Genomic DNA, 26,896 nt, shown 5'->3' with positions numbered 1-26,896 from the left:
CCCGTGACCGGCACGTACGTCTTACCGGCGTCGTTCGCGCAGGAACGCCTGTGGTTCCTTGCCCGGCTCGACCCCGACGCGCCCGCGCACCACGTCAACGCCATGATCGAGCTGCCCGGGCAGGGTGATCCCGACCGGTGCGCGCAGGCGCTGCGGGAGCTGGTCAGGCGGCACGAGACGCTGCGTACCGCCCTGACGATCGAGGACGGAGCCCTCGTCCAGGTCGTGCACGTCGACCTGCCGGTCACCCTCCCCAGCACCGACCTGCGGCACCTGCCGCCCGAGGACGCCGAGTGGGAGTACCGGGCGCTGGCCGTCGCCGAGGCCAGGCGGCCGTTCGTCCTCGACCGGCCGCCGCTGTGGCGGGCGCACCTGGTGCGGATGCCCGGCGGCGGGCAGCGGCTCGTGTTCGTCGTCCACCACGCCGTGTTCGACGCCCGCTCCGGCACCAACTTCGCGACCGAGCTGCGCGAGCTCCACACGGCCCTCGGCGAGGGCCGCCCGCCCCGGCTGCCGGACCTGCCCGTCCAGTACGCCGACTACGCCGCCTGGCAGCGTGCGCACCTCGCCCAAGGGGTGCTCACCGACCAGCTCGTCCACTGGCGCGAACGGCTCGCCGGACTGCCCCGCGACGCCGGGCTGCCCACCGACCGCCCCAGGCCCGCCACGCGCGGCCACGACGGCGCCGAATTCCACCTGGCGCTGCCCGCCGACCTGGTCGACCGCCTCGAAGTCATGGGCAGGCAGCGCGGCGCCACCCTGTTCATGGTGCTGCTGGCCGGGCTGAAGGTGCTGCTCGCCCGGTACTCGGGCCAGTACGACGTCGCGGTCGGCACGCCGGTGGCCGGGCGCGACCTGCCCGAGTTCGAGCCGCTGATCGGCATGTTCGTCAACACCCTGGTGCTGCGCACCGACCTGACCGGCGACCCGCCGTTCGAGGAACTGCTCGGCCGCGTGCGCGGCACCGTGCTCGACGCCCTGGACCACGCGGAGGTGCCCTTCGACCAGCTCGTGCAGGCGCTCCAGCCGGAACGGGACCCGAGCCGCACGCCGCTGCACCAGGTGGGCTTCAACCTGCTGCCGATGGAGTCGCGCGGGCAGTTCGCCAACGGCACCGCCCAGCTCGACCTGAGCGTGGACGTCGTCAGGACCGCCGAGGGAGCCGGCGTCTACCTCGAATACAGCACCGACCTGTTCGACGAGGACACCATCGCCCGCCTGGCCGGAGCCTACGAGCTCGTCCTCGCCGCCGCCGTCGCCGAGCCCCGGACGCGGCTGTCGGAGCTGCCGTTGATGAGCCCGGAGCGACTGCGGGAGATGCTGACCGGCTGGAACGACACCGCCGCGCCGTACCCTGACCTGCCGCTGCACGAGCTGGTCGGCGAGCAGGCGGCACGCACCCCGGACGCGGTGGCGGTACGCGCGGCGGACGGCATGGGCGGCATGGGCGGCGCGGACGGTGCGGCGCTGACCTACGCCGAGCTCGACGCCAGGGCGCGGACGCTGGCCGCGCGGCTGGCGGCGCTGGGCGTGGGCCCGGAGTCCTGTGTGGCGGTATGCCTGCCGCGCGACACCGGCCTCATCGTGGCGTTGCTCGCCGTGCTGCGCGCGGGCGCCTGCTACCTGCCGCTCGATCCGGCCTACCCGCAGGAGCGGCTGGCGTACATCCTGGACGACTCCCGCGCGGCCCTGCTGATCAGCGACTCCAGCTATCGCGACCGCCTGCCGGCCCGGCGGCCACCCGAGCTGCTCCTCGACCAGCCCCCGTTCGAGCGCCCGCCCGGTCGGCCGTCGTCCGAGCCCCTGGCCGACCGGCCGTCGCCCGAGGGTCCGCCCGGCCGGCCGGCGCCCGCGCCCGCGCCTGCGCCGGAGCCCTTGCTCCCCTCCGTCGGCCAGGATCACCTGGCCTACCTCATCTACACCTCCGGCTCCACCGGCCGCCCGAAAGGCGTGCAGGTGCCGCATCGGGGCGTCGTCAACCTGGTCACCGACGTGATCCGCCGCCTGGGCGGCGGTGACACGCTGCTGATGACGTCGCTGTCCTTCGACATCGCCGCCTTGGAGATCTTCACACCGTTGCTGTCCGGCGGCACCCTCCTGCTCGCCCCGGAGGACGCCGCCCGGACGCCCAAGGAGATCCGCCGTGCCGCCGAGCACGCCGACCTCGTCCAGCTCACCCCCTCGGTCGCCGGCCTGGCGGCCGAGCACCTGCCCGCCGGGCTGCCCCGGGCCATCCTCGGCGGCGAACCCCTCCCTCTCGACGTGGCCCGCCGGATGCTGCGGGTCACCAAGGAGCTCTGGAACTTCTACGGGCCGACTGAGACCACCATCTGGTCCACCGCGCACCGGGTGCCGGACGACGTGACCACGATGCTCATCGGCCCCCCGGTGGCCAACACGACGGCGTACGTGGTGGACGGCGAGATGCGTCCGGTGCCCGTGGGGGTGGCCGGAGAGCTGCTGCTCGGTGGTGCGGGGGTGACGCGCGGTTACCACGGCCGGGCGGGGTTGACGGCTGAGCGGTTCGTGCCGGATCCGTTCGGTGGTGAAGGCGGCCGGTTGTATCGGACGGGGGACCTGGTCCGGTGGTGCGCGGACGGGTCGCTGGAGTATCTGGGGCGGCTGGACGATCAGGTGAAGGTTCGCGGGGTGCGGATCGAGCTGGATGAGGTCGCGGCCGTGTTGGGGGAGCATCCGCTGGTGGGGCGTGCGGTGGTGGCGGTGCGGGAGGACGCGCCGGGCGGGCGTGGCCTGGTCGCCTACGTGGTGCCGGCGGGGGGCGACGCCTCCGACGCGGAGGTCGGTCCTGCTCACGAGCATGCGGCTGGTGTGCTGCGCGCTCATCTGAGGGGGAAGTTGCCGGAGGCGATGATCCCGGCCGCGTTCGTGCTGGTGGACGACTTCCCCGTGCTGCCGAGCGGCAAGCTGAACCGCGCCGCCCTCCCGCCACCCGAGCCGGGCCCCGCGGCCGAACACGTCCCGCCGCGCACCCCGATGGAGGAGACCCTGGCCGCCATCTGGGCCGACCTCCTCGGCAGGGAACGCGTCGGGGCGAGCGACGACTTCTTCGCACTCGGCGGCCACTCCCTGCTCGTCGTCCGCCTCGTCGGCCGCATCTCCGACGAGTTCGGCGTGGAACTGCCGCTGCGCCGCTGCTTCGACGCCACCACCGTCGAAGAGCAGGCCCTGGCCGTGCTCGAACAGAGCCTCACTGAGGCCGACCTGCTGGAATTCCTGGAGGATGAGCAGTGAGCGACGTGGACGGGGTACGCGAGCGGCTGGCCCGGCTCAGCCCGCAACAGCGCGCCGCACTGGAGGCCCGCCTCGCCCGCTCGGGTAACGGCCGCCCGCCTCGCCCCCGGGACGACGGCCCACCGGCCGTCCCCCGCCGGTCGGAGACCGCCGCGCCGCTCTCTGACGCCCAGCGACGCCTCTGGCTCGTCGACCAGCTCGACCCGGGCAACCCCGCCTACACGCTGTCGTGGGCGTACAAGATCGAAGGCGACCTGGACGCCGCCGCGCTCGCGGCGGCCTTCGACAGGCTCGTGGAGCGGCATCCGATCCTCGGGTACGTGATCGACGCCCGCGACGGTGAACCACGCCAGCTCCCCGGCCCCGTCAGGCCCACGCTGCGGGTGGAGACGCTGACCGCCGCCGAAGCCGACGCCGTGGCCCGGGACGAGGCGCGCTTCCGCTTCGACCTGGGCGCGGGCCCCCTGACCAGAGCCCGCCTGATCCATCTGGCCCCGGGGGAGCACCTGCTGGTCCTCACGGTCCACCACATCCTGGCCGACCGCTGGTCGGTGGCGATCCTGTTCGAGGACCTGCTGCGGCTCCACGCCGGCGAACCGCTCGCCGCCGTGCCCGTCGCCTACGCCGACTACGTGGCCTGGCGGGCCGGACGGCCACAGAGCTCGCAGGAGGACCTCGACCACTGGCGGCAGGCCCTCCACGGCCTGCCGGACGTGCTCGACCTGCCCGCCGACCGGCCACGGCCACCCGCACGGGCCAACGAGGGCAGGCGGCTGCTGTTCGACCTGGACAAGCGGCTCGCCGACGGCCTGCGCGAGCTCGCCGCCGGCCAGCGCGCCACCACGTTCATGGTGCTCGTCGCCGGCCTCCAGGCGCTGCTCGCCCGCTACACCGGCCAGCCCGACATCCCCCTCGGCACCCCGATGTCCGCCCGGCCGCACCCCTCCCTCGACCGGACGGTCGGCCTCTTCCTCAACACCGTCGTCCTGCGCGGCGACCTGTCGGGCGACCCTCCCTTCACCGAGCTGGTACGGCGCACCAGGGAACGGGTGCTGGCCGCCTTCGACCACGCCGGCGTGCCGTTCGAGACCCTGGTCGACGACCTGGCCACCGGCCGGGACCTGTCCCGCAACCCGCTCTTCCAGGTCATGATCGCCTACCAGAGCACCCCGGCCCTGCCGGGCGATTCCCGCGGCCTCCGCCTCGAACGCCTGGACGTCCGCCCCGGCACCGCCATGTTCGACCTGGACCTCATCGTCGAAGAACGCCCCGACGGCGGACTGCTGTGCGTCCTCGACTACGCCACCGACCTGTTCGACGACGACCGCATGGAACGCCTGGCCGCCCACCTGCGCACCCTGCTCGCCGCCGCCGTCGCCGAACCGGCCCTGCCCCTGTCACGCCTGCCGCTCATGGACGCCGGCGAACTCCACCGCACACTGCGCACCTGGAACGACACCAAGGCCGCCCATCCCGGCAGAGGCGTCCACGAACTCGTCGCCGACCAGGCCGCCCGCACCCCGTCCGCGGTGGCGGTCGAAGGCCCGGACGGCTCCACCCTGACCTACGCCGAGCTCGAATCCCGCGCCACCGCCCTGGCGCACCGGCTCCGGCGGCTCGGCGTCGGCCGGGAGACCCGCGTCGGGGTCTGCCTGCCCCGCGACCTCGGCCTGCCGGTGGCGCTGCTCGCCGTCCTCAAGGCCGGAGGCTGCTACGTCCCCCTGGACCCGGGCTACCCGCCCGAGCGCCTGGCCCAGATCCTCACCGACTCCGCCGCCCTCCTGGTGATCACCGTCACCTCCTTCACCGACCGGCTCTCGAGCCACCCTCCGGTGTTCCTCCTCGACGCCCTCCACCCCAAGCACCCTGACCTGCGGGAAGACGGCTCGGCGGCGACCTTCCACCCTGACCAGGCGGCGTACCTCATCTACACCTCCGGCTCCACCGGCCGCCCCAAGGGGGTGGTGGTGCCGCACCGCGGTCTGGTCAGCCTGCTCTGGGACGTACGGATCCGTCCGGGTCTCGCTCCTGGCGCCCGCTACCTGTTCCTGACCTCCGTGTCCTTCGACATCGCCATGATCGAGATCTACGGCCCCCTGGTCACCGGCGGGACCGTCGTGATCGCCTCCACGGCCGACGTCGACCGTCTCCACCACCTCATCCGGCACGGCGACCTGCACACCCTCCAGGCCACGCCTTCGGTGCTGGAGAGCCTGCTGCCCGCCCTCGCCCACGGCAGCGTCCCCCGCGTGGTCAGCACGGGCGAGGCACTGCCCGGCCCACTCGCCGCCCGCCTGCTGAAGGTGACCGGCGAGCTCTGGGACCTGTACGGCCCGACGGAGACCACCGTCTGGTCCACCCGGCTCCAGGTCACCGGCGGCGCCGGCGGCTCCATCGGCACACCGGTGGCCAACACCGCGGCGTACGTGGTGGACAGGGAGCTTCGCCCGGTGCCGGTCGGGGTGCCGGGGGAGTTGCTCCTGGGCGGTGCGGGGGTGACGCGCGGCTACCACGGCCGGGCCGGGCTCACGGCCGAGCGGTTCGTGCCGGATCCGTTCGGCGGTGAAGGCGGCCGGTTGTATCGGACCGGAGACCTGGTCCGGTGGAGCGCGGGCGGGTCGCTGGAGTATCTGGGGCGGCTGGACGATCAGGTGAAGGTTCGCGGGGTGCGGATCGAGCTGGACGAGGTCGCCGCCGTGCTGGGGGAACATCCGCTGGTCGGGCGTGCGGTGGTGGCCGTGCGGGAGGACGCGCCCGGCGGGCGCGGTTTGGTCGCCTACGTGGTGCCGGCGGGGGACGACGCCTCCGACGCGGAGGCCGGTCCTGCTCACGAGCATGCCGCCGGTGTGCTGCGCGCTCACCTCCGGGCGAGGTTGCCGGAGGCGATGATCCCGGCCGCGTTCGTGCTGGTGGACGACTTCCCGGTGCTGCCGAGCGGCAAGCTGAACCGCGCCGCCCTGCCGCCACCCCCGAAGCCGGGCACCGGAGGACCCCGCCTGCACCCGCCTCGGACCCCGGCGGAACGCGCCCTGCACGCCATCTGGACCGAGCTCCTCCAACGCGACGACATCGGCATCGAGGACGACTTCTTCACCCTGGGAGGCCACTCCCTGCTCGCCATGCGGCTCGTGGTCAGGCTCAGGGAGACGGCCGGCGCCGAGGTGTCACTGCGCCAGTGCTTCGAAACCCCGACGATCGCGGGACTGGCCCAGCGCATGACCGCCGGGACCGAGACCCACCGGACCGCCGGACCTGCCGGGGCCGCCAGGACGGATGGAGAGGTGCCGCCCTCACACGCGCAGGCCCGCCTGTGGTTCCTGGACCAGCTCGACCCCGGCAACCCCGCCTACAACGTGGCCTGGGCCGAGCACCTGACCGGGCCCCTGGACCTGGACGCGATGGCCGCCGCGTTCGACGCGCTGGTGGCCCGGCACGAAGCCCTGCGCCTGGTCATCGTGGGTCACGACGGCGAGCCACGGCTGCGGGAGGGCTCGCACCGGGCCCGGCTGTCCGTGCGCGATCTCTCCAGCTCACCGCCGGCCGGGGGCCCGGCCGCGGCTGCGGCGATCGGACGGGAGGAGGCGCGCCGCCGGTTCGAGCTGGGGGAAGGGCCGCTCGTGCGGGCGCTGCTCGTGCGCACGGGGCCGGACGAGCATGACCTGTTCCTCACCCTGCACCATGTGATCGCCGACCGGTGGAGCCTGTCGATCCTGCTGCGCGACCTGATGGAGCTCTACCGGGCCCGGCTCACCGGCACCCCGGCCACGCTGCCCGCACTGGCGGCCGGGTACCGGGACTTCGCCGTCTGGCACCGGGAGCGGGTGTCCGGCCGGGCGGCCGATCTGGCGTACTGGAAGGACGCGCTCGCCGACGCGCCCGCGACGCTGGACCTGCCCGCCGACCGGCACCGGCAGGGGCGGGCGAGCCTGGCGGGGCGGCGGCTGACGTTCACGATCGACGCGGAGACCGTGGCCGCCGTGCGCGCCCGCGCGCTGGAGCTGCAGGTGACGCCGTTCATGGTGCTGCTGGCGGCGTTCCAGGCGGTGCTCGCCCGCTACACCGGGCGGCGTGACATCCCGGTCGGCACGCCGGTGTCCGGCCGGGCGCATCCGGAGGTGGAGGAGATGGCGGGTCTCTTCCTCAACACGCTCGTCCTTCGCGGCGACCTGTCCGGCGAGCCGAGCTTCGCCGAGTTGCTGCACCGTACCCGTGATCGGGTGCTGGACGCGCAGGACCATGCCGAGCTGCCGTTCGAGGTGCTGGTGCAGGAGCTCGCCGAAGAGCGCGACCTGACCAGGAACCCGCTGTTCCAGGTGATGCTCGCCTACCAGAACGTGCCGCCGTCACCGCCGGACGTGGCGGGGATCGGGCTGCGCACGCTGGACATCGACCCGGGCGTCACCCAGGCGGACCTGCACCTGGTGATCGAGGAGGCCGGGGAGCGGCTCGCGGGCGTGCTGCACTACGCGACCGACCTGTTCGAGCACGATCGGATGGAGCGATTCGCCGATCACTTCCGCGCGTTCCTGTCCGCGGCGGTGGCGGACCCCGAGCGGCCGGTGACCGACGTCCCCCTCCTCACCCCCGCCGAGCTGGCCACCATCCTGCATGCGAACGACACGACCACCGCCTCCGCGCACCCGGTCACCGGCCCAGGAGGCATCGCCCCGGCGAGCGAGACGGCCCCCGACGGTCAGGAGTTCGCGACGCTGCCCGCGCTGGTGGCCGAGCAGGCGTTGCGGAGCCCGTCCGCGCCCGCGCTGGGGTTCCAGACCCCGCGGGGGGCCAGCGAGTGGCTCACCTACGGGGAGTTCACCGCCAGGGTGAACCGCCTGGCCAGGCGGCTGCGGGCGCTCGGCGCGGGGCCGGACCAGGTGGTTGGGGTGTGCCTGGAGCGGGGGCCGGAGCTGGTCGTCGCGGTGCACGCGGTGGTCGCCGCCGGCGCGGCCTACCTGCCGCTGGAGCCGGATCACCCGGCCGACCGGCTGGCGGGCATGCTGGCCGACGCGGGCGCACGGCTGGCCGTCTCGACCGGCCGGCACGCGGCGCGGCTCCCGGACGGGGTCACCGCCGTGCTGCTCGACCGCGACGCCGAGGCCGTCGACGCCGAGGAGCCCGCACCGCTCGGCGTCCCGATCCATCCGGACTCGCTCGCGTACGTGATCTTCACCTCGGGCTCCACCGGCAGGCCCAAGGGCGTGGGAGTCTCCCATCGCGCGATCGTCAACAGGCTGCGCTGGATGCAGGACGCCTTCCGGTTGACCACGGACGACCGGGTGCTGCACAAGACGCCCTTCTCCTTCGACGTGTCGGTGTGGGAGCTGTTCTGGCCGTTCATGACGGGCGCCGGCCTGGTCGTGGCACGGCCCGGCGGCCAGGCCGACCCCGCCTACCTGACCCGCCTCATCGACGCCGAGGCGGTCACCACGGTGCACTTCGTGCCGTCCATGCTGGACGCCTTCCTCGCCGAGCCCGGCCCGGGGGAGCGGCCCGGCGGGCTCCGTACCGTGATCTGCTCGGGCGAGGCGCTCGGCGCCGACCTGGCGGAACGGTTCGCGGCCGCGCTGCCCCGCGCGGGGCTGCACAACCTGTACGGTCCGACGGAGGCGGCGGTCGACGTCTCCTGGCACGCGTGCCGGCCCGGCGAAGGCGTGGTCCCGATCGGGCGGCCGGTCGCCAACACCCGGCTGGAGGTCCTCGACGAGCGGCTGAACCGCGTGCCGATCGGAGTGCCGGGCGATCTGTGGATCGGCGGTGTGCAGCTCGCCCGGGGGTACGCGGGCCGGCCGGGGCTGACCGCCGAGCGGTTCGTCCCCGACCCGCACGGCCCGCCCGGCGGGCGGTTGTACAACACCGGTGACCTGGCCCGGTGGCGGCCCGACGGCGAGATCGAGTATCTCGGCCGGTCCGACCACCAGGTCAAGATCCGCGGCATGCGGGTCGAGCTCGGCGAGATCGAGGCGGCCCTGGCCTCCCTGCCGGGCGTGCGCGCCGCCGCCGTACGCGCGGTCCAGGACGGCGCGGGGCTCCGCCTGGCCGGTTACGTGGTCCCGGAGAAGGCGGCCGTGTCCGGCGGTCACGGGGTTGCCGAAGAAGGCGCGCTGTCCGGAGGCCGGGCCGAGGCGGGGGCGACCGAGGGCGTCCCGGGCGGGACCGACTGGGCCGGGCTGCTGCGCGACAGGCTGCCGGACCACATGATCCCCAGAGCGTGGACCCTCCTGGACGCGCTGCCGCTCAACCGCAGCGGCAAGCTGGACCGCAACGCCCTGCCGGACCCCCAGGCGCCGGAGGCGGCGGCGCACGCCGAGCCTGAAGGCGCCGCCGAGCTGGCCGTCGCCGCCGCCTGGCGCGGCGTCCTCGGGATGGACCGCGTCTCGGCGCACGACAACTTCTTCGCCGTCGGCGGCGACTCCATCCGCAGCCTCAAGGTGGTCGCCCGCCTGCGCGAGGCCGGTTACGCCGTGCGGCTCGAGCAGCTCTTCCTCCACCAGACCGTCAGGGAGCTCGCCGGACAGCTCCTGCCCGCCCAAGCAGCCGAACGCCCCGAGGCGGCGCCCGCGGCGTTCGGCCTGCTCAACCCCGAGGATCTGGCACGAATGCTGGAAGGCGAGAAGCGATGACAGTGACGACGGGAGCCGCACGCGATCTGGAGGACGCCTATCCTCTGGCCGCGCTGCAGGCAGGCATGCTCTACCACAGCGCCTACGAGCCGGACGCGACCACCTACCACGACCTGACCACGATGACGCTGCGCGGCCGGTTCGAGCGGGAGGCCTTCGCGGCGGCGCTGGCGGAGGTGACCGCCCGGCATCCGGTGCTGCGCACGTCGATGGACCTGACGGGGTACAGCGAGCCGCTGCAGTTCGTGCACCGTTCGGCGGTGCTGCCGCTGGAGGTGACGGACCTCTCGGCCGACCCGGCGGCTCGCGACCAGGTGGCGCAGTGGGCGGAGGGGGAGAAGCGGCGGCCGTTCGACTGGGGGACGCCGCCGCTGGCCCGCGCGCACGTGCACCTGCTGCCGGGAGACCTGTTCGCCTTCAGCCTGAGCTTCCACCACGCCATCCTGGACGGGTGGAGCGTGGCCGCGCTGGTCACCGAGCTCTTCCGCCGCTACCACGGGCACCTGGCCGGGGAGCCGCTCCCCGTCGAGCCGCCCGGCGCCGCCTTCAGGGAGCTGGTCGCCACCGAGCGGGCCGCCGTCGCATCCGCCGAGGCCCGTGACTTCTGGCACGCCCAGGTGGCCGACGCCCCCGACACCCGCCTGCCACGCCTGCCCGGCCACGCCGGCGGCGAGGGCGTCGAGGTGCTGCGCCTGCCGATGGAGCTGGGACCGGTGGAGGAGGCGGCCAGGCAGCTGAAGGTGCCGCTGCGCACCGTGCTGCTCGCCGCCCACCTGCGCGTCCTGGCCCTGCTCACCGGCGAGAGCGAGGTGATGACCGGCCTGGTCACGCACAGCCGCCCGGAGAGCGAGGCGGGCGAGGAGGTGCTCGGCCTGTTCCTGAACACCGTCCCGCTGCGCGTCGACGTGGCCGCCCCGACCTGGGCGGACCTGGTGCGGCGGGTGTTCGACGCCGAGGTGGCGCTGCTGCCGCACCGGCAGTATCCGCTGTTCGAGATCCAGCGGGCCGCCGGCCGCTCGCCGCTGCTCGACGTGCTGTTCGACTTCCGCGACTTCCACGTCTACCGGGGCATGCCCGGCATCGACATCGTGGAGCAGGACTTCTTCGAGCAGACGGACCTGCCGTTCGCCGCCGGGTTCACCCGCTCTCGCGAGCACGGCGGCTTCGACCTGACCATCACCTACGACCGCGGCCAGTTCGGCGCTGAGCAGATCGCCCGCGCCGGTGAGCTGTACGCGACGGCGCTGCGGCTGGCCGCCGACACCGGCGCCGACCCCCGGGACACCGCCCCCTACCTGACCGGTGACACCGCGGCCATCGAGGGCTGGAACGCCACCGCCCGCCCGTATCCGGCCGCCACCCTGCACGAGCTGATCGCCGAGCAGGCCGGGCGCACCCCGACCGCGCCCGCCGTCTGCTACGACGGCACCTGGCTCAGCTACCGAGAGCTGGCGGCACGCGCCCGGGCGGTCACCGCCCGGCTGCTGGCCGCGGGCACCGCCCCCGGCGACGTCGTCGGCGTCTGCCTGGAACGCGGCCCCGACCTGCTGCCCGCCCTGCTCGGCGTGCTCGGCGCCGGCGCCGCCTACCTGCCGCTGGAGCCCGAACTGCCGCCGGAGCGGCTCGCGTACATGATCGAGGAGGCGCGGGCGCGCGTCGTCCTCACCGGCGCGGCCGGGGCGGCGGTGCTGCCGGACGGCGTCGCGCTGACCGTCGTGCTCCCCATCGTGCTGCCTGCTGGGGGCCCCGCGCCGCAGGCCGCCGCGGCGCCGCGCGTCCATCCGGACTCGCTCGCGTACGTGATCTTCACGTCGGGCTCCACCGGGCGGCCCAAGGGCGTCGGCGTCTCCCACCGGGCGATCGTCAACCGGCTGCGGTGGATGCAGGACACCTTCCGGCTGACCAGCGGCGAGCGCGTCATGCACAAGACGCCGCTGTCGTTCGACGTGTCGGTGTGGGAGCTGTTCTGGCCGCTGATGACCGGGGCCGGGCTGGTCGTCGCCGAGCCCGGCGCGCACCGCGACGGCGCCCGCCTGGCCGCCCTGGCCACCGCGCAGCGCGTCAGCACCATGCACTTCGTGCCGTCCATGCTGGAGCTCTTCCTCGACGAGCCCGCCCTGCCGGCGACGACCCGCGTCCTGTGCTCCGGCGAGGCGCTCAGCGCCGAACTCGCCGCCCGCTTCCACGAGCGGCTCCCCGGCACCGAGCTGCACAACCTGTACGGGCCGACCGAGGCGGCGGTCGACGTCACCTGGCACGCGTGCGCGGCCGGCGAGAGCCTCGTGCCGATCGGCGCGCCGGTCGCCAACACCCGCCTGGAGATCCTCGACGCCGACGGCCGCCGGGTCCCCGTCGGCACACCCGGCGAGCTGTGCCTCGGCGGCGTCCAGCTCGCCCGCGGCTACGTCAACCGGCCCGCGCTCACCGCCGACCGGTTCGTCCCCGACCCGTACGGCCCGCCCGGCGCTCGCCTCTACCGCACCGGCGACGTGGCCCGCTGGCTGCCCGGCGGCGAGGTGCAGTACCTGGGCCGGACCGACTTCCAGGTGAAGATCCGCGGCCAGCGGGTGGAGCTCGGCGAGATCGAGGCGCTGCTCGCCGCCCACCCCGCCGTCCGCGCGGCCGTCGTCGTCCTGCGCGGCGAACGCCTGGTCGGCTACGTCGTCCCCGACGGCGAGGACCTGCCCGATCTGGCTCCGGCGCTGCGCAGGCAGCTGCCCGACCCCATGGTCCCGGCCACCTGGGTACGGCTCGACGCGCTGCCCGTGACCGCCAACGGCAAGCTCGACCGCGCCGCGCTCCCCGACCCGGGCGACGCCGGCCGCGCCCCCTACCTGCCGCCCCGCGACCCGTTCGAGGCCAAGCTGGCCACCCTGTGGGAGGAGACGCTCGGCGTCGACGCCGTCAGCGTCCACGACGACTTCTTCGCCCTCGGCGGCCACTCCCTGCTCGCGCTGCGCCTGACCATGCGGCTGCGCAAGGAGCTGGGCCGCGACGTGCCGCTGTCCACCGTGCTCACCGCGCCGACAGTCGCCCGGCTCGCCGTCGAGCTGCGCCGCCCGCAGGACAACGACGGCGCCCCCCAGCGCATCGTGCCCCTGCGTCCCGCCGGTGAGCGCACCCCGATCTTCCTGTTCCACGCGCTCGGCGGCCAGGTCTTCCGCTACCTGCCGCTGACCCGCCACCTCGGCGCCGACCAGCCGGTCTACGCCGTGCAGGCGGCGGGCCTGGCCCCCGGCGAGCGGCCGCACGCGACCCTGGCCGAGATGGTCGACGACTACACCGCCCACCTGCTGCGCGTCCGCCCGCACGGCCCGTACGTGCTCGGCGGCTACTGCATCGGCGGCAACATCGCCCTGGAGACCGCCCGGCGGCTGCGCGCGATGGGCGAGCAGGTGCCGCTCGTCGTCCTGTTCTACTCCGACGCCGCCGAGCCGGTGCTGCGCGCCTCGCTGGAGGACGACGCGGTCCTGCTCATGCACGCGCTGGCCGGCGGCCAGGTGCAGGTGAACCTGGACGACCTGCACCAGATGGACCCCGACGAGCGGCTGCTCGCCGTGATCGACGCCGCCGCCCGCGCCGACAAGCTGCAGCCCGACACCGCCGACCTGCGTCAGGCCCGCCGCTTCGTCGAGGTCTTCCGCGCCAACGCGCACGCCGTCGGCCACTACCAGCACGCGCCGTACGACGGCGACGTCCTGCTGTTCTCCCCCACCGCCGAAGGCGTCGAACCCGACGACATGGGCTGGCGCGACGTCGTCACCGGACGGCTGCGCATCTCGCCCATCCACGGCGAACGTTTCACCGTCATGTACGAACCGAGGGTCGCCCTGGCGGCCGCCGAGTTGAGGAGCAGCGTCGACCATGGCCTCACCCCCCACGACTGAACCCGCCGGCCTCTGGAGGAACCGCGACTTCCTCAAACTGTGGTCCGGCGAGAGCCTGTCCCTGGTCGGCTCCCAGGTCACCGTGCTGGCCATGCCGATCGTGGCCTACCTGTGGCTGAACGCCTCCGTCGCCGAGATGGGCGTGCTCGGCGCGCTGGCCAGGCTGCCCATGGTGCTGTTCTTCGTCGTGGGCGTCTGGGTGGACCGGATGCGCCGCCGCCCGGTCCTCATCTGGAGCGACGTCTTCCGCGCGTTCATGCTCGCCACCGTGCCGGTGCTGTTCGTGATGGACATGCTGACGCTGTGGTGGCTGTACGTGGTCGTGTTCGCGATGGGCGTGGCCGGGGTGCTGTTCGAGATCGCCTACCGCTCCTACCTGCCGATCCTGGTGCCGCCGGAGCAGCTCGGCGACGGCAACAGCAAGCTGCAGCTCAGCGACTCGGTCTCCAAGGCGGTCGGCCCCAGCCTGGCCGGCGTGCTCATCGCCACCCGCTCGGCGCCGCTGGTCATCCTGGTGGACGCGGTCAGCTACGTGCTGTCGGCGCTGTGCCTGATCTCCATCCGCAAGCGGGAGGACCCGCCGCCGCCCGACGACGGCGGCACCATGATCGCGGCCATCCGGCAGGGGTTCGGCTTCGTCATGTCGCAGCCGATCATCCGCCCGCTGGCCATCGCCAGCGCCGTGTACTCCTTCTTCGACATCGGCATCCTGCAGACCCTCTACATCCCGTACGTGATCGACGGCGCCGGCGTGCCGGCCGGCTGGGTCGGGGCCGTGCTGGCCGTCGGCGGCGTCGGCGCGATCGCGGGCGCGTGGCTGTCGGTGCGGCTGATGAAGCGGGCGGGGCCGGGCCCCACCATGTTCTGGTCGACGGTCATCGGCAACAGCGCGCTCATCCTGGTGCCGCTCGCGGGTGGCCCGCTGTGGCTGGCGATCGGCGTCCTGGCCGTGTCCCAGCTGCTCGTCGGCCTGTGCACGCAGATCTTCGTGGTCAACAACATCACGGTGCTGCAGTCGGCGACGCCGCGTGAGCTCGTCGGCCGGGTGATCGCCACCATCTGGGCGATGGGGCTGGTGCCCGCGCCGCTGGGCGCCCTGGTCGCCGGGCTGCTCGGCCAGGCGGTGGGGATGTGGCCGGTGGTCCTGGTCGCGGCGGTGATCGGCGCGGTGGTGCCGATGATCGTGCTCGCGATGTCGCCGATCCCGAAGCTGCGCGAAATGCCTCAGGCGCCGGTCACGAGCTGAGCTCGGCCAGCCAGCCCAGCTGCTCGGCGCGGTCGTCCACGGTGGGCGCGTTGAGCCCGACGATCAGCCTGGTCGCGCCCGCCTTGCGGTAGGCGGCGAGCCGCTCGCGGACCCGCTCGGGGGTGCCGCACAGGGACAGGGCGTCGACCAGGTCGTCGGGCAGCTCCTCCACGGCCTCACCCAGGTCGCCGTCGAAATAGGCGTCCTGTACGCGGGTCGCGGCCGGGCCGAAGCCGAGCCGATGGGCCAGCCGGTTGTAGAAGTTCACCCCCCGGCTGCCCATGCCGCCCAGATAGAGGGCCAGCATCGGCCGGATGAGGTCGCGGGCGTAGTCGGCGTCGTCGTCCACCATGGCCATCACCATGGGCGACACCTCCACCCGCGCCACGTCCCGCCCGGCTCGGGCGGCTCCGGCCCGCAGGTGCTCCATCGTGTCGGCCAGGTGCTCGGGCGGGAAGTGGATGGGCAGCCATCCGTCGGCGATCTCCCCGGCCAGCTCGACCGCCTTCGGCCCCATGGCCGCCAGGTGGACGGGCAGGGGCTTGCGCACCGGTGAGACCGTCATGCTCAGCGCCTTGCCGCGGCTGCCGGGCAGCGGCAGCACGATCTCGGGCCCGTCGTGCTCGACCGGCCGCCCGTCCAGCGCGGTCCGCACCACGCTCACGTAGTCGCGCAGATGGGCCAGCGGCCGCTCGTAGCGGTGCCCGTGCCAGCCCTCGGCCACCTGCGGCCCGGACGTGCCGAGCCCGAGCAGGAACCGGCCGCCCGACACCCGGTCGACGGTGGCGGCGGCCATCGCCGCGGAGATCGCGGTCCGGCCCGTCACCTGCAGCACCCCCGTGCCCAGGCCGATGCGCTCGGTGCCGGCCGCCAGCCACGCCATCGTCGTGACCGGATCCACCCCGTAACCCTCCGAGGCCCACACCGAGTCGTAGCCCAGCCGTTCGGCCTCACGCACGAGCTTCAACTGGGCCTCATGGGTGGCCGCCACCGGCCCCAGGGTGCCAATGCTGAATCCGAGCCGCACAGCCGCCTCCTCAACGCCGGGATCTTGCCACTTTCCCGCAGAATGTCCACCAAATCCAGGGGTTCGCGCGTCAGGAGCCGACGGTGTAGGTGGACTGGACGACGCCGGCGCCGAACACCTGGGTGAACCGGTGGGTGAGCGAGATGTCGCCGTCGAGCGGGCCGAACAGCGGCAGGCCGGTGCCCAGCAGGACGGGGACCGTGGTGATGGTGAGGTCGTGGATCAGCCCCGCCCGCAGGAACGACCGGATCACCTGGCCGCCGTCGGCGTAGACGCGCTTGACGCCGTGCCCGGCCAGCCCTTCGACGAGCCGGTCGAGGTCGCGGTAGACAGTGACGCGCGGGTCCGCGCCGGGCTCCAGGCGCGTGCTGAGCACGGCCACCCGCATGCCTTCGTACGGCCAGGTGTCGAAGGTCAGGCCGGCCTCGTAGGTGCCCCGGCCCATCACGATGGCGTCGATGCCGCTGATGAACTCCTGGTAGCCGAGGTCGTCGCCGGCGGCCTCGCCCCGGCTGGTGAGCCATTCGAGGTCGCCGTCGAGCCGGGCGATGAAGCCGTCGAGGCTGGTGCCGATGAACACCGAGGCGGTGAACGGTGCCGTAACCGTCATGGTCGTCTCACTTCCCGGCGCCGGCCCGGTAGGGGCGCAGCGTCTGGTCGAGGTCATGGCGCAGGGTGGCGGCGAGGGTGTCCTCACCGGTCAGCGCCCACAGGATGAGCACGCCGTTGTAGGTGGTCTGAACGGCGCGGGCCAGCGCCGCGACGCCGGTGGCCGGGGTCAGCTCGCCCGCCGCGACCGCGTCGCCGAGCAGGGCGGCGATCTCCTCGCGGGTGCGCAGGGCGTGGGCGGCCGCGTGCGCCCGGAACTCCGGATCGGTCACGTCCAGCCGCAGGAAGCCGAGGCTGCCGGCGAGCTGTTCGGGCGTGGACGCGCCGGCCGACAGACCGGCGAGCGCGGCGTGCAGTGCCGCGAGGGGCGAGGGATGCTCCTGCCGGGCCCGTGCGAACGGGACGTGCACGGTCTGCTCGGCGTGCGCGGCGAGCGCGAGCAGCAGCCCCCGTTTGGAGCCGAACCGCTGCACCAGCGTGGCGGGCGCCAGCCCCGCCTCCTGGGCGACCGCGGCCAGCGTGAGACCCTGCGGTCCGTGCCGCCCGATCGCCCGCGCGGCGGCCCCCAGGATCGCCTCGTCGCTGGTGGTGCGCGGTCTGGCCACGCTGGAACCCCCATTCGTGAACGGACGTTCGCTAACGTACCCGGAGGTCGACCCGTTTGTAAATGACCGTACATTTATCAATCACCCTAAGGTGATCTACTTTGTAAAGGCGTGCCCTTCTCAGTGCACGAAGAAGCCGCCGTCCACGAACAGCATCTGCCCGGTGACGAACGCGCTGGCCTCGCTCGCCAGGAAGACGGCGGCTCCGGCGAAGTCCTCCGGCACCCCGTTGCGGCCGACCATGTGGCGGGCGGCGAGTTGCTCGACGCGGCCGGGCACGGCCTGGGCGGGCTCGGTGAGCGGGGTGAGCACGAAGCCGGGGATGATCGTGTTGACGCACACGCCGCGCGGCGACCAGGCCTCGGCCTGTGAGCGGGTCAGCCCGCCGAGGGCGGCCTTGGCGGCGCCGTACACGCCGCTGTCGCCGAAGGCGCTCACGGTCTGCTGGGAGCCGATGTTGATGATGCGGCCCCAGCCGCGTTCGGCCATGCGCGGGCCGAAGTGCTGGCCGAGCAGGTAGGGGGCGGTGAGGTTGACCGCGATGGTCTGCTCGTAGTCGTCGGTGGTGAGCTCCGCCATGGGCTTGCGGATGTTGTTGGCGGCGTCGTTGACCAGGATGTCGATCCGGCCGGCCGTCTCGCAGACCCGCTGGACCGCCTGCCGGTCGCCCAGGTCGGCGCTGATGCTGGAGGCTCGCACGCCGTGCCGCCCGAGCCCGTCGACGGCCCGGTCGAGCTCGGCCTTCCTGCGTGCCACGATCACCACTTCGGCGCCGGCCCGCCCGAGGGCCTCGGCGATGCGGTGACCGATGCCGGAGCTGCCGCCCGTCACGAGGGCGCGGCGGCCGGCGAGGGAGAACAGCTCGCGAAGATAGTCAGCCACGACCGGTCAAGGTAGCACGGGACCGCGCTCGACCCTTGCTCGGGGAGCGCGCGGACGAGTAGAGTGAACAACTTATCGCTAGGCGACAGTCTCGACAGTCCTCCCGTTAGGAGTATACCAGCGAATGGCTAATCGTCAAGATGCTCTTGCTGAAGCCCTTGACACCGAGCAGCGTGTCGTCTCAGCGCTGTACGACCGGCTCGACCAGGCCAGGACGCGCGCGCAGGCGACGCTGCGCCAGGTCCACGGCCAGGGCGACGCGATCGGCACCCGCCAGGCGATGGTGGAGCGCGAGGTGATGGCGTCGGAGCAGGCCAGGCGGCTGGCGCAGCTGCACGCCGTCGAACGCGGGCTGTGCTTCGGCAGGATCGACGACAGCTCGGGCCGGACGATCTACGTTGGCCGGATCGGGCTGCGTGACGACGAGCACGAGTCGGTGCTGATCGACTGGCGCGCGCCGGCCGCCCGCGCCTTCTACGTCGCCACGGCCACCGACCCCGGCGCGGTGCTGCGCCGCCGTCACCTGCACACCAGGGACCGCCGGGTGGTGGGGCTGGACGACGAGGTGTTCGACCTGACGGGGATGAGCGACGGCGACCGCCGCACCCTGGTGGGCGAGGCGGCGCTGCTGGCGGCGCTGCGCCGGGGCAGGACGGGCCGGATGGGCGACGTCGTGGCCACCATTCAGACCGAGCAGGACCGGGTGATCCGCGCCTCGATGCAGGGAGCCCTGGTGGTGCAGGGCGGCCCCGGCACCGGCAAGACGGTGGCGGCCCTGCACCGCGCCGCCTACCTGCTCTACACCCACCGCGCCACCCTGGAACGCCGCGGCGTGCTGGTGGTGGGCCCGAACGCGATGTTCCTGCGCTACATCAGCCAGGTGCTGCCCGCGCTCGGGGAGACGCAGGTGGTGATGGCGACGCTCGGCGAGCTGTTCCCGGGGGTGCGCGCCACCGCCGACGACGAGCCGCGCGTCGCGGTGGTCAAGGGTGACGCCCGGATGGCCGGCGTGGTGGCCGCGGCGGTGCGGGAGCGGCAGCGGGTGCCCGAGGGCGACCTGGAGGTGGTGACCGACGGGCTCACGCTGCGGGTGCCGTACGAGGTGTGCGCGAGGTTGCGGGCGCGCGCGCAGGCGGTGCGCCTGCCGCACAACATGGCGCGCAAGCTGTACGTCCTGGAGATGCTCAAGGAGCTGGCCCTGGCCGAGGCGCGGGCGCTGGAGGCCTCGCTGCGGCTGGACGAGATGGAGCTGGAGGACCCGGAGCTGGCCGGGCCGCTGGATCTGGAGGGTGAGCTGGACGAGGTCGACCTGCGGCTGAACGGCCGGCGGTTGTGGGCGGAGCCGGAGGTGCGCCGGGCGCTCGACGAGCTGTGGCCGGAGCTGACGCCGCAGGGGCTGGTCTCGTGGCTGCTGGCCTCGCCGGAGACGCTGCGCGCGGTGTCACCGCCGGGGCTGGACTGGCGGGCGCTGGTGCGACCGGCGGGCGCCGCGTGGACCGTGGACGACGTGCCGCTGCTGGACGAGGCCGCCGAGCTGCTGGGGGAGGACGACTCGGCCGAGCGGGAGGCGGGCAGGCGGCGGCAGGAGGACTGGCAGGAGCAGGAGCTGTACGCCGCGGAGGTGCTGCGGTCGACGGGTCTGGCGGAGGAGGGCATCTTCCAGCGGGCGGACGTGCTGGCCGAGCGGCACGCCGGCGACGGTGACGACCTGAGCACCGCGGACCGGGCCGCGCGCGACCGGACGTGGGCGTACGGGCACGTGATCGTCGACGAGGCGCAGGAGCTGTCGGCGATGGCCTGGCGGCTGGTCATGCGCCGGGTGCCGGCCAAGTCGCTGACGGTGGTGGGCGACATCGCGCAGACGGGCTCGGCGGCGGGCGCCCGATCGTGGGGCGAGGTGCTCGATCCCTACCTGGAGGGCCGCTGGCGCCAGGAGCGGCTGGAGGTGAACTACCGGACCCCGGCCGAGATCATGCGCGTGGCGGCGGACGTCCTGCGGGCGATCGATCCGGGGCTGCGGCCGCCGGAGTCGGTGCGGGAGGGGGAGGCCGCGCCGCGCGCGGTCCGTTCGGACGTGGCGGGGCTGCCCGGCATCGTGGCGCGGGAGCTGGCGGCGATCGGCGAGGGCCGGGTCGGCGTGGTGACCTCCGACGTCCGGTACGGGCAGGTCGCGGCGCTGTTCCCGGACGGCGACCTGGACGCGCGGGTGGTGGCGCTGACGGTGACGCAGGCCAAGGGACTGGAGTTCGACGGGGTCGTGGTGGTGGATCCGGCGGGGATCGTCGCGCAGTCGCCGATGGGGACGCGGGATCTGTACGTGGCGATCACCCGGGCGACCCGGCGGCTGACGGTGGTCCACGAGGGCGATCTGCCCGCGCCGCTCGTCCGCCTTGAATCTACTTTGTAAAGGCGGTCACTCCGCGTACAGATCCCTGGCGACCTCGCGCAGCCGGTCGGTGACCTTGTTCAGGCAGCGGAGCATCTCGGTGTCGAGATAGGCCATGACCGCCTGATACTGCTGCAGGCCGGCGTCGTTGATCTGATCGATGAGCTTCGTGCCGGCCTCGGTGAGCTCGACCCGGCGCACCCGGCGGTCCTGAGGGTCCTCATGCCGGCTGACGAGGCCGTGGGCGACCAGCCGGTCCACGATGCCGGTCACGGTGCCGAGCGCGACGCCGAGATGGTGGGACAGGTCCTGGCCGGTGGCCGAGCCGTTGACCGACACCAGCAAGACGACCTTGAGCTGGCGCATCGTCAGGTTGGAGGCGAACAGGGGGGACTGGTGCTGGGCGAAGGCCCGGACGAGGCCACGCTGGTTGTCGATGATCCGCCGGATCAGCTCTTCACGTTCGTCGTTCACTTGCACCTCTTCGCTTTCCTGAGAAGGTTATCAGGAAAGTCACTTCTACCTAATAATTCGTTCAAGGCTAAGTGTTAGTCTCTGGGGCACATATCTTGAAGGGACGCCGATGACCGCACTCGCCCGGTTAAGCCTCGCTAATCGCAGCCTTGTGATCTTGCTCTCGCTCGTGCTCACCGCCTTCGGCGCGTTCACGATCCCGCAGCTCAAGCAGCAGTTGCTGCCTTCCCTGTCCTTCCCGGGCGCATTTGTGGTGGCGTCGTTCCCCGGCGCCTCGCCGGACATCGTGGAAGAGCAGGTCACCAAGCCGATCGAGGACTCTTTCCAGGGCCTGGACGGCATGGAGACGATGACGTCGACCTCGAAGGAGGGCCTGGCACAGATCCAGGTGGCCTTCGCTTTCGGCACCGACATCGAGGCGTCGCTGAACAAGATGCAGCAGGCGGTGTCCCGGATCCAGGGTCAGTTGCCGGCCAACGTCGAGCCGCAGGTGGTCGCGGGTAACACCGACGACATCCCGGTGCTGGTGCTGGCCGTGGGCGACGGCGGCGATCCGCGCGCCATGGCCGACGAGTTGCGCACGATCATGGTGCCTGAGCTGCAGGCCATCGAGGGGGTGCGGGAGGTCCAGGTCACCGGCACCCGCGACGAGGTCGTGACGATCACCCCCGACGTGAAGAAGATGGCGCGGGCCGGGGTGTCGCCGGCACAGATCCCCGAGGTGCTGAAGGCCAACGGCACGCCCATCCCGGCCGGCGCGCTGGTCGACGACGGCAAGTCCCTGACGGTGCAGGTGGGCGCCCGGGTCGACTCGCTCACCGACCTGCGCGACCTCTACCTGACACCCGCCCAGCCCCAGCCGCAGGCCCAGCCTCAACAGCAGCCGCAGCAGGCCCGCCCCGGCCAGCCGCAGGCGCAGGCGCAGCCGGTGGTCAAGCCCAAGCCGCTCAAGCCGGTCAAACTGGGCGACGTGGCCACGGTGGAGCGTGGCCTGGCCGAGGCCAGCACGATCACCCGCACCGACGGCAAGACGAGCCTCGGCGTGTCGGTGACGATGGCGCCCGACGGCAACGCGGTGGCGATCTCGCACGAGGTCACCGAGAAGCTGCCGGAGCTCGGCCGGGCGCTCGGCGACAGCTCCGACAAGGCGGTGGAGGTCGTCTTCGACCAGGCCCCGTACGTGGAGGAGTCGATCGAGAGTCTCACCACCGAAGGACTGCTCGGCCTGGCCTTCGCGGTGCTGGTCATCCTGGTGTTCCTGCTGTCGGTGCGCTCCACGCTGGTGACCGCGGTGTCCATCCCGCTGTCGGTGGTGATCGCGCTGATCGTGCTGTGGGTGGGCGACCACTCGCTCAACATGCTGACGCTCGGCGCGCTCACGATCGCGGTCGGGCGGGTGGTGGACGACTCCATCGTGGTGCTGGAGAACATCAAACGCCATCTCAGCTACGGCGAGGCCAAGCAGTCCGCCATCCTGGCCGGTGTGCGCGAGGTGTCGGGCGCGGTGACGGCGTCCACGCTGACCACGGTCGCGGTGTTCGCGCCGATCGCCATCGTGGGCGGCATGGTGGGCGAGCTGTTCAGCCCGTTCGCGATCACCGTCGCGGTCGCGCTGATCGCCTCGCTGGTGGTGTCGCTGACCGTGGTGCCGGTGATGGCGTACTGGTTCCTCAAGGCGCCCGACCTGACCCCGGAGCAGGCCCGCGCCCAGCGTGAGGCCGCCGAGGCCAAGGAACTGCGCAGCCCCCTGCAGCGCGCCTACCTGCCGGTGCTGCGCTTCGCCACCCGGTTCAAGCTGGTGACGGTGCTGATCGGCGTGGCGGTGATGGTCGGCACACTCGTGCTGGCGGGCGGCCTGCGGACCAACTTCCTGGACTCCTCCGGGCAGAACACGATCTCGCTCAGCCAGCGGATGCCCGTCGGCAGCGACCTGGAGACCACCGACAAGGCCGCCGCCAAGGTCGAGGACGCCCTGGCGGAGCTGGACGCGGTGGAGTCCTACCAGGTGAACGTGGGCGGCGGCGACGCCATGATGGGCGGCAGCGGCGGCGGCGCCGACCGGGCGTCCTACTCCGTGACGATCAAGGAGGGCGCCGAGACGCCCCAGGTGGAGCAGGAGCTCCGCGACAAGCTCGCCACCCTGTCCGGGATCGGCGAGGTCACCGTCGGAGCCGCCGGCGGCGGCGGGTTCTCCAGCGACACGGTGGACGTGATCGTGCGGGCGCCCGACGCCGACGCGCTGCGCGCTGCCGCCGACGCGGTCACCGGGGCGATGGGCCAGGTGACCGGGCTGCGGGACGTGGCGTCCAACCTGGAGAACAGCGCCCCGCGCATCGAGGTCCGCGTCGACCGGGAGGAAGCCGCCGAGCGCGGGCTGTCGGAGGCGCGGATCGGCCAGGCGGTGGCGCAGGCGTTCCGCGGCGCGCCGCTGGGCGAGCTCACCCTGGACGGCCGGGCCAGTGACCTGGTGCTGCGCGGCGACGACGCGCCGGAGAACGTCAAGGCGGTCGAGGACCTGGAGCTGGCGACCGCCGCGGGCATGGTGAAGCTGTCCACGGTCGCCGACGTCGAGGAGGTCGCCGGTCCCACCCAGATCACCAGGATCGACGGCGAACGCTCCGCGACGGTGTCGGCCAAGGCGTCCGCCGCCGACCTGGGCAGCGTGACCCAGGCCCTGACCACCAAGCTGGACGGGCTGGGCCTGGCCGCGGGCTCGTCGTACGAGATCGGTGGCGCGTCCGCCGACCAGGAGGACGCCTTCGCGGACCTTGGCATGGCGATGCTGGCCGCCATCGCGATCGTGTTCATGATCATGGTGGCGACGTTCCGGAGCTTCGTGCAGCCGCTCATCCTGCTGGTGTCGATCCCGTTCGCGGCGACCGGCGCGGTGGGCCTGCTGGTGGCGACGGACACGGCGATGGGCGTCCCCGCGCTGATCGGCATGCTCATGCTGATCGGCATCGTGGTGACGAACGCGATCGTGCTGATCGACCTGATCAACCAGTATCGGGACCAGGGGATGGGGATCGTGGAGGCGGTGATCGAAGGCGGCCGCCGCAGGCTGCGGCCGATCCTGATGACCGCCATCGCGACCATCTTCGCCCTGACGCCGATGGCGCTCGGCGTGACCGGCTCGGGCGGGTTCATCTCCCAGCCGCTGGCGATCGTGGTGATCGGCGGCCTGGTCACCTCGACGCTGCTGACGCTCGTTCTGGTGCCGACGCTCTACACGATGGTCGAGCGGGGCAAGGAGCGGCTGCGCCGCACCCCCGCCCCGGCCAAGACCGAGAGCAAGGTGCTGACGCCGACGTCGTGAGCCCCTGAAGGAGGGTTGTCCGCCCGTGCGACCTGCGTGTCGTACGGGCGGACGCGTGTGAATACACTTGTCCGACGTGACTTCGAAGCCGCGTATCCCCGATGTTCTGGCCGCCCGCTACGCCTCACCGGACCTGGCCCGCCTGTGGTCGCCCGAGTACAAGGTGGTCGCGGAGCGGCGGCTGTGGCTGGCGGTCCTGCGTGCCCAGGCCGAGCTCGGCGTGGCGGTCCCCGAGCAGGCGATCGGCGACTACGACAAGGTCGTCGACCAGGTCGACCTGGCCTCGATCGCCGCGCGGGAGCGGGTGACGCGCCACGACGTGAAGGCGCGCATCGAGGAGTTCAACGCGCTGGCCGGGCACGAGCAGGTGCACAAGGGCATGACCTCCCGCGACCTGACGGAGAACGTCGAGCAGCTGCAGGTGCGTGACAGCCTGCTGCTGGCCCGCGACCGTGTGGTCGCCCTGCTGGCCCGCCTCGCCGCGCTGGCCACCTCGCACGAGGCCACCGTGATGGCCGGCCGCTCGCACAACGTGGCGGCGCAGGCCACCACCCTTGGCAAGCGGTTCGCCTCTGCCGCCGACGAGCTGCTCGTCGCCTACCGCAGGCTGGACGAGCTCATCGCCCGCTACCCGCTGCGCGGCGTCAAGGGCCCCGTCGGCACCGCGCAGGACATGCTCGACCTGCTGGGCGGCGACCCGGCCAAGCTCGCCGAGCTGGAGGACCGGGTGGCCGGCCACCTCGGCTTCACCCACCGATTCACCAGCGTCGGCCAGGTCTACCCCCGCTCGCTGGACTTCGAGGTGGTGACCGCCCTGGTCCAGCTCGCCGCCGCGCCCTCCTCGCTGGCCAGGACGATCCGCCTGATGGCCGGGCACGAGCTGGTCACCGAAGGGTTCAAGGAGGGGCAGGTCGGCTCCTCGGCGATGCCCCACAAGATGAACACCCGCTCCTGCGAACGCGTCAACGGCCTGACCGTGGTGCTGCGCGGCTACGCCTCCATGGTCGGGGAGCTGGCCGGCGACCAGTGGAACGAGGGCGACGTGTCGTGCTCGGTGGTGCGCCGGGTGGCGCTGCCGGACGCGTTCTTCGCCTTCGACGGGCTGGTGGAGACGATGCTGACGGTCCTGGACGAGTTCGGCGCGTTCCCGGCGGTCATCTCCGCCGAGCTCGACCGCTACCTGCCCTTCCTGGCCACGACCAAGATGCTGATGGCGGCCGTCCGCTCCGGGATGGGCCGCGAGCAGGCCCACGAGCTGATCAAGGAGCACGCGGTGGGCTCGGCGCTGGCGATGCGCTCGCGCGGCGCCGCCAACGAGTTGCTCGACCGGCTGGCCGCCGACGACCGGTTCCCCCTGGACCGGGCGGCGCTGGACGCGCTGCTGGCCGACCGGGTGTCGTTCACCGGCGCGGCGGGCGGCCAGGTGGCGGCGGTGGCCGAGCAGGTGGCCCAGGTCGTGGCCGCCCACCCCGGCGCGGCGGCCTATCGGCCGGGCGCGATCCTGTGACCGGCGGCTGGTTCGCGTCGGGTGCGGAGGCCCGGGAGGGGCGTTGATACGCGAGTTCACCAGCCTGGCGGAGCTGCGGGCCGCCTGCGATGACGACCTGCTGGTGTGGGCGGCGCAGGACTTGATCGGCCGCCGGTCGCGGGCGTGGGCGCTCGGCGACGCCGTGGTGGCCGCCGCCCCGGACATCTCCCGCCACGACCGGATCGCCGTCTGGGGCGGTCCGGACTGCGCGGTGGAGCTGGTACGTCACGCGCTCACAGAGCTGGGGCCCACCTACCGCCCGTTCGGGGAGCGGGAGCTGATGACGCGGGTCATGGCGGAGCTGACCGAGCTGAAGGTCTCGGGTGAGTTCTCCTGGATGAGTCTCACCGTCCCCCCGCCACCGGCCACCGTCTCCTCGCCACCGGCCACCGCCCATTCGGGACCCGCGACAGCGGAAGCCGCCGTCGCCCGCTCGGAGCCTGGTACGGCAGCTGCCGGCTCTGCCCGCCTGGCCGGTCCTGCCCGCCTGACACCCGCCGGCCCCGCCGGGGGCAGGCAGGCGACGCACGCCGGTCCGGACGTCGGCGCGGCCGGGGCGGTGGACCCCGGTGCCGGGGAGGTCGGTGCTGAGGAGGGCAGCGCCGGGGAGGTCGGCTGGCTGGACGAAGAGGACGAGGTCGCGGCGTTGCTCGCCCGGCACGCACCCGGGTCGTACGCGGTCCCGGGTGTAGTGGGAGTGCGGCGCTGGGCCGGGGTGCGCATCGGCGGGAGGCCGGCCGCGGTCGCGGCCGATGCCTGGTCGGCGCCGTCGGTGGGGCTGCTGGCGGGGGTGGCCACGGCGGCGCGGTGGCGGGGACAGGGGCTGGCCGAGCGGGTGTGCCGGTGGGTGTCGCGGGAACTGGTGGCCGAGCACGGGCGGGCGGCCTTGATGGTCGACGACGGCAACGCCACGGCCATCGCCCTTTACGAACGCCTCGGCTACCGCCGCCGCCTCGTGCTGTCTGCGGTCATGAACTGATCGCGGGTACGCCTCGGATTGGGGGACAAGCCCTGTACCGCGAGCTTCCAGAAGCCGGTGGCCCGGCTGCTCTCCCTGACGTGCC

General features: G+C 73.1%; 13 protein-coding genes. 8 read left to right on the top strand and 5 right to left on the bottom strand.

The window, feature by feature from the left end:
- Positions 1-3 precede the first annotated feature (3 nt).
- The 4 genes from ACTMTF_RS32465 to ACTMTF_RS32450 are packed head-to-tail and all read left to right on the top strand — an operon-like array spanning position 4 to position 15,005.
- The gene (locus tag ACTMTF_RS32465; RefSeq protein ID WP_441114102.1) at positions 4-3,252 is read left to right on the top strand and encodes a non-ribosomal peptide synthetase; all 3,249 of its coding nucleotides are present in this window, start codon (positions 4-6) and stop codon (positions 3,250-3,252) included.
- Positions 3,249-9,872 carry an amino acid adenylation domain-containing protein gene (locus tag ACTMTF_RS32460; RefSeq protein WP_441114101.1) on the top strand — a complete coding sequence of 2,208 codons (6,624 nt, stop codon included), beginning with the start codon at positions 3,249-3,251 and terminating at the stop codon, positions 9,870-9,872. Before ACTMTF_RS32465 ends, ACTMTF_RS32460 begins: the two co-directional genes overlap by 4 nt.
- Complete coding sequence (locus tag ACTMTF_RS32455; protein ID WP_441114100.1) at positions 9,869-13,759, top strand: amino acid adenylation domain-containing protein; 3,891 nt, start codon at positions 9,869-9,871, stop codon at positions 13,757-13,759. The genes ACTMTF_RS32460 and ACTMTF_RS32455 overlap by 4 nt, the downstream gene beginning before the upstream one ends.
- A complete protein-coding gene (locus tag ACTMTF_RS32450) occupies positions 13,737-15,005 on the top strand; it encodes an MFS transporter (protein ID WP_397014796.1) in 1,269 nt (422 codons plus the stop codon). Before ACTMTF_RS32455 ends, ACTMTF_RS32450 begins: the two co-directional genes overlap by 23 nt.
- Here ACTMTF_RS32450 and ACTMTF_RS32445 read toward each other — a convergent pair.
- The 4 genes from ACTMTF_RS32445 to ACTMTF_RS32430 all read right to left on the bottom strand — a co-directional run bounded on the left by ACTMTF_RS32445 (position 14,995) and on the right by ACTMTF_RS32430 (position 18,128).
- Complete coding sequence (locus ACTMTF_RS32445) at positions 14,995-16,032, bottom strand: LLM class F420-dependent oxidoreductase (protein ID WP_441114099.1); 1,038 nt, start codon at positions 16,030-16,032, stop codon at positions 14,995-14,997. The genes ACTMTF_RS32450 and ACTMTF_RS32445 overlap by 11 nt on opposite strands.
- Before the next feature lie 70 nt (positions 16,033-16,102).
- Positions 16,103-16,642, bottom strand: coding sequence for a dihydrofolate reductase family protein (locus tag ACTMTF_RS32440; protein ID WP_397014800.1), 540 nt, complete (start codon positions 16,640-16,642; stop codon positions 16,103-16,105).
- Positions 16,643-16,649: 7 nt separating this feature from the next.
- The gene (locus tag ACTMTF_RS32435; protein ID WP_441114098.1) at positions 16,650-17,246 is read right to left on the bottom strand and encodes a helix-turn-helix domain-containing protein; all 597 of its coding nucleotides are present in this window, start codon (positions 17,244-17,246) and stop codon (positions 16,650-16,652) included.
- A gap of 120 nt (positions 17,247-17,366) precedes the next feature.
- Entirely contained in the window at positions 17,367-18,128 is a 762-nt protein-coding gene (locus ACTMTF_RS32430) for an SDR family NAD(P)-dependent oxidoreductase (protein ID WP_441114097.1), read from the bottom strand.
- A 124-nt stretch (positions 18,129-18,252) separates the two neighbouring features.
- Between ACTMTF_RS32430 and ACTMTF_RS32425 the strand changes: the two genes are divergently transcribed.
- The gene (locus tag ACTMTF_RS32425) at positions 18,253-20,535 is read left to right on the top strand and encodes a HelD family protein (protein WP_441114096.1); all 2,283 of its coding nucleotides are present in this window, start codon (positions 18,253-18,255) and stop codon (positions 20,533-20,535) included.
- A gap of 6 nt (positions 20,536-20,541) precedes the next feature.
- Here ACTMTF_RS32425 and ACTMTF_RS32420 read toward each other — a convergent pair whose 3' ends face one another.
- Positions 20,542-20,988: a MarR family winged helix-turn-helix transcriptional regulator gene (locus tag ACTMTF_RS32420; protein ID WP_441114095.1), complete on the bottom strand. Its 447-nt coding sequence runs from the start codon at positions 20,986-20,988 to the stop codon at positions 20,542-20,544.
- A gap of 109 nt (positions 20,989-21,097) precedes the next feature.
- On the opposite strand from ACTMTF_RS32420, the gene ACTMTF_RS32415 reads away from it, so the two are divergent.
- From ACTMTF_RS32415 to ACTMTF_RS32405, 3 genes are all read left to right on the top strand, one after another.
- Positions 21,098-24,304, top strand: coding sequence for an efflux RND transporter permease subunit (locus tag ACTMTF_RS32415; protein ID WP_441114094.1), 3,207 nt, complete (start codon positions 21,098-21,100; stop codon positions 24,302-24,304).
- A 76-nt stretch (positions 24,305-24,380) separates the two neighbouring features.
- Positions 24,381-25,811 carry an adenylosuccinate lyase gene (gene purB / locus ACTMTF_RS32410; protein WP_441114093.1) on the top strand — a complete coding sequence of 477 codons (1,431 nt, stop codon included), beginning with the start codon at positions 24,381-24,383 and terminating at the stop codon, positions 25,809-25,811.
- A 43-nt stretch (positions 25,812-25,854) separates the two neighbouring features.
- Positions 25,855-26,811, top strand: coding sequence for a GNAT family N-acetyltransferase (locus tag ACTMTF_RS32405; RefSeq protein ID WP_441114092.1), 957 nt, complete (start codon positions 25,855-25,857; stop codon positions 26,809-26,811).
- The last annotated feature ends 85 nt before the right edge of the window (positions 26,812-26,896 follow it).

It is taken from the genome of Nonomuraea sp. ZG12 (assembly GCF_052068115.1).
Lineage (GTDB): Bacteria > Actinomycetota > Actinomycetes > Streptosporangiales > Streptosporangiaceae > Nonomuraea.
Note: the sequence above shows the minus strand (reverse complement) of the source record. Positions and strands in the feature narration are given on the sequence as shown.

Bases quoted from the DNA above. Each gene is read 5' to 3' on its own strand.
- ACTMTF_RS32455 (WP_441114100.1), top strand. From the start codon at position 9,869: ATGACAGTGACGACGGGAGCCGCACGCGATCTGGAGGACGCCTATCCT.
- ACTMTF_RS32450 (WP_397014796.1), top strand. From the start codon at position 13,737: ATGGCCTCACCCCCCACGACTGAACCCGCCGGCCTCTGGAGGAACCGC.
- ACTMTF_RS32440 (WP_397014800.1), bottom strand. From the start codon at position 16,642: ATGACGGTTACGGCACCGTTCACCGCCTCGGTGTTCATCGGCACCAGC.
- ACTMTF_RS32425 (WP_441114096.1), top strand. From the start codon at position 18,253: ATGGCTAATCGTCAAGATGCTCTTGCTGAAGCCCTTGACACCGAGCAG.
- ACTMTF_RS32415 (WP_441114094.1), top strand. From the start codon at position 21,098: ATGACCGCACTCGCCCGGTTAAGCCTCGCTAATCGCAGCCTTGTGATC.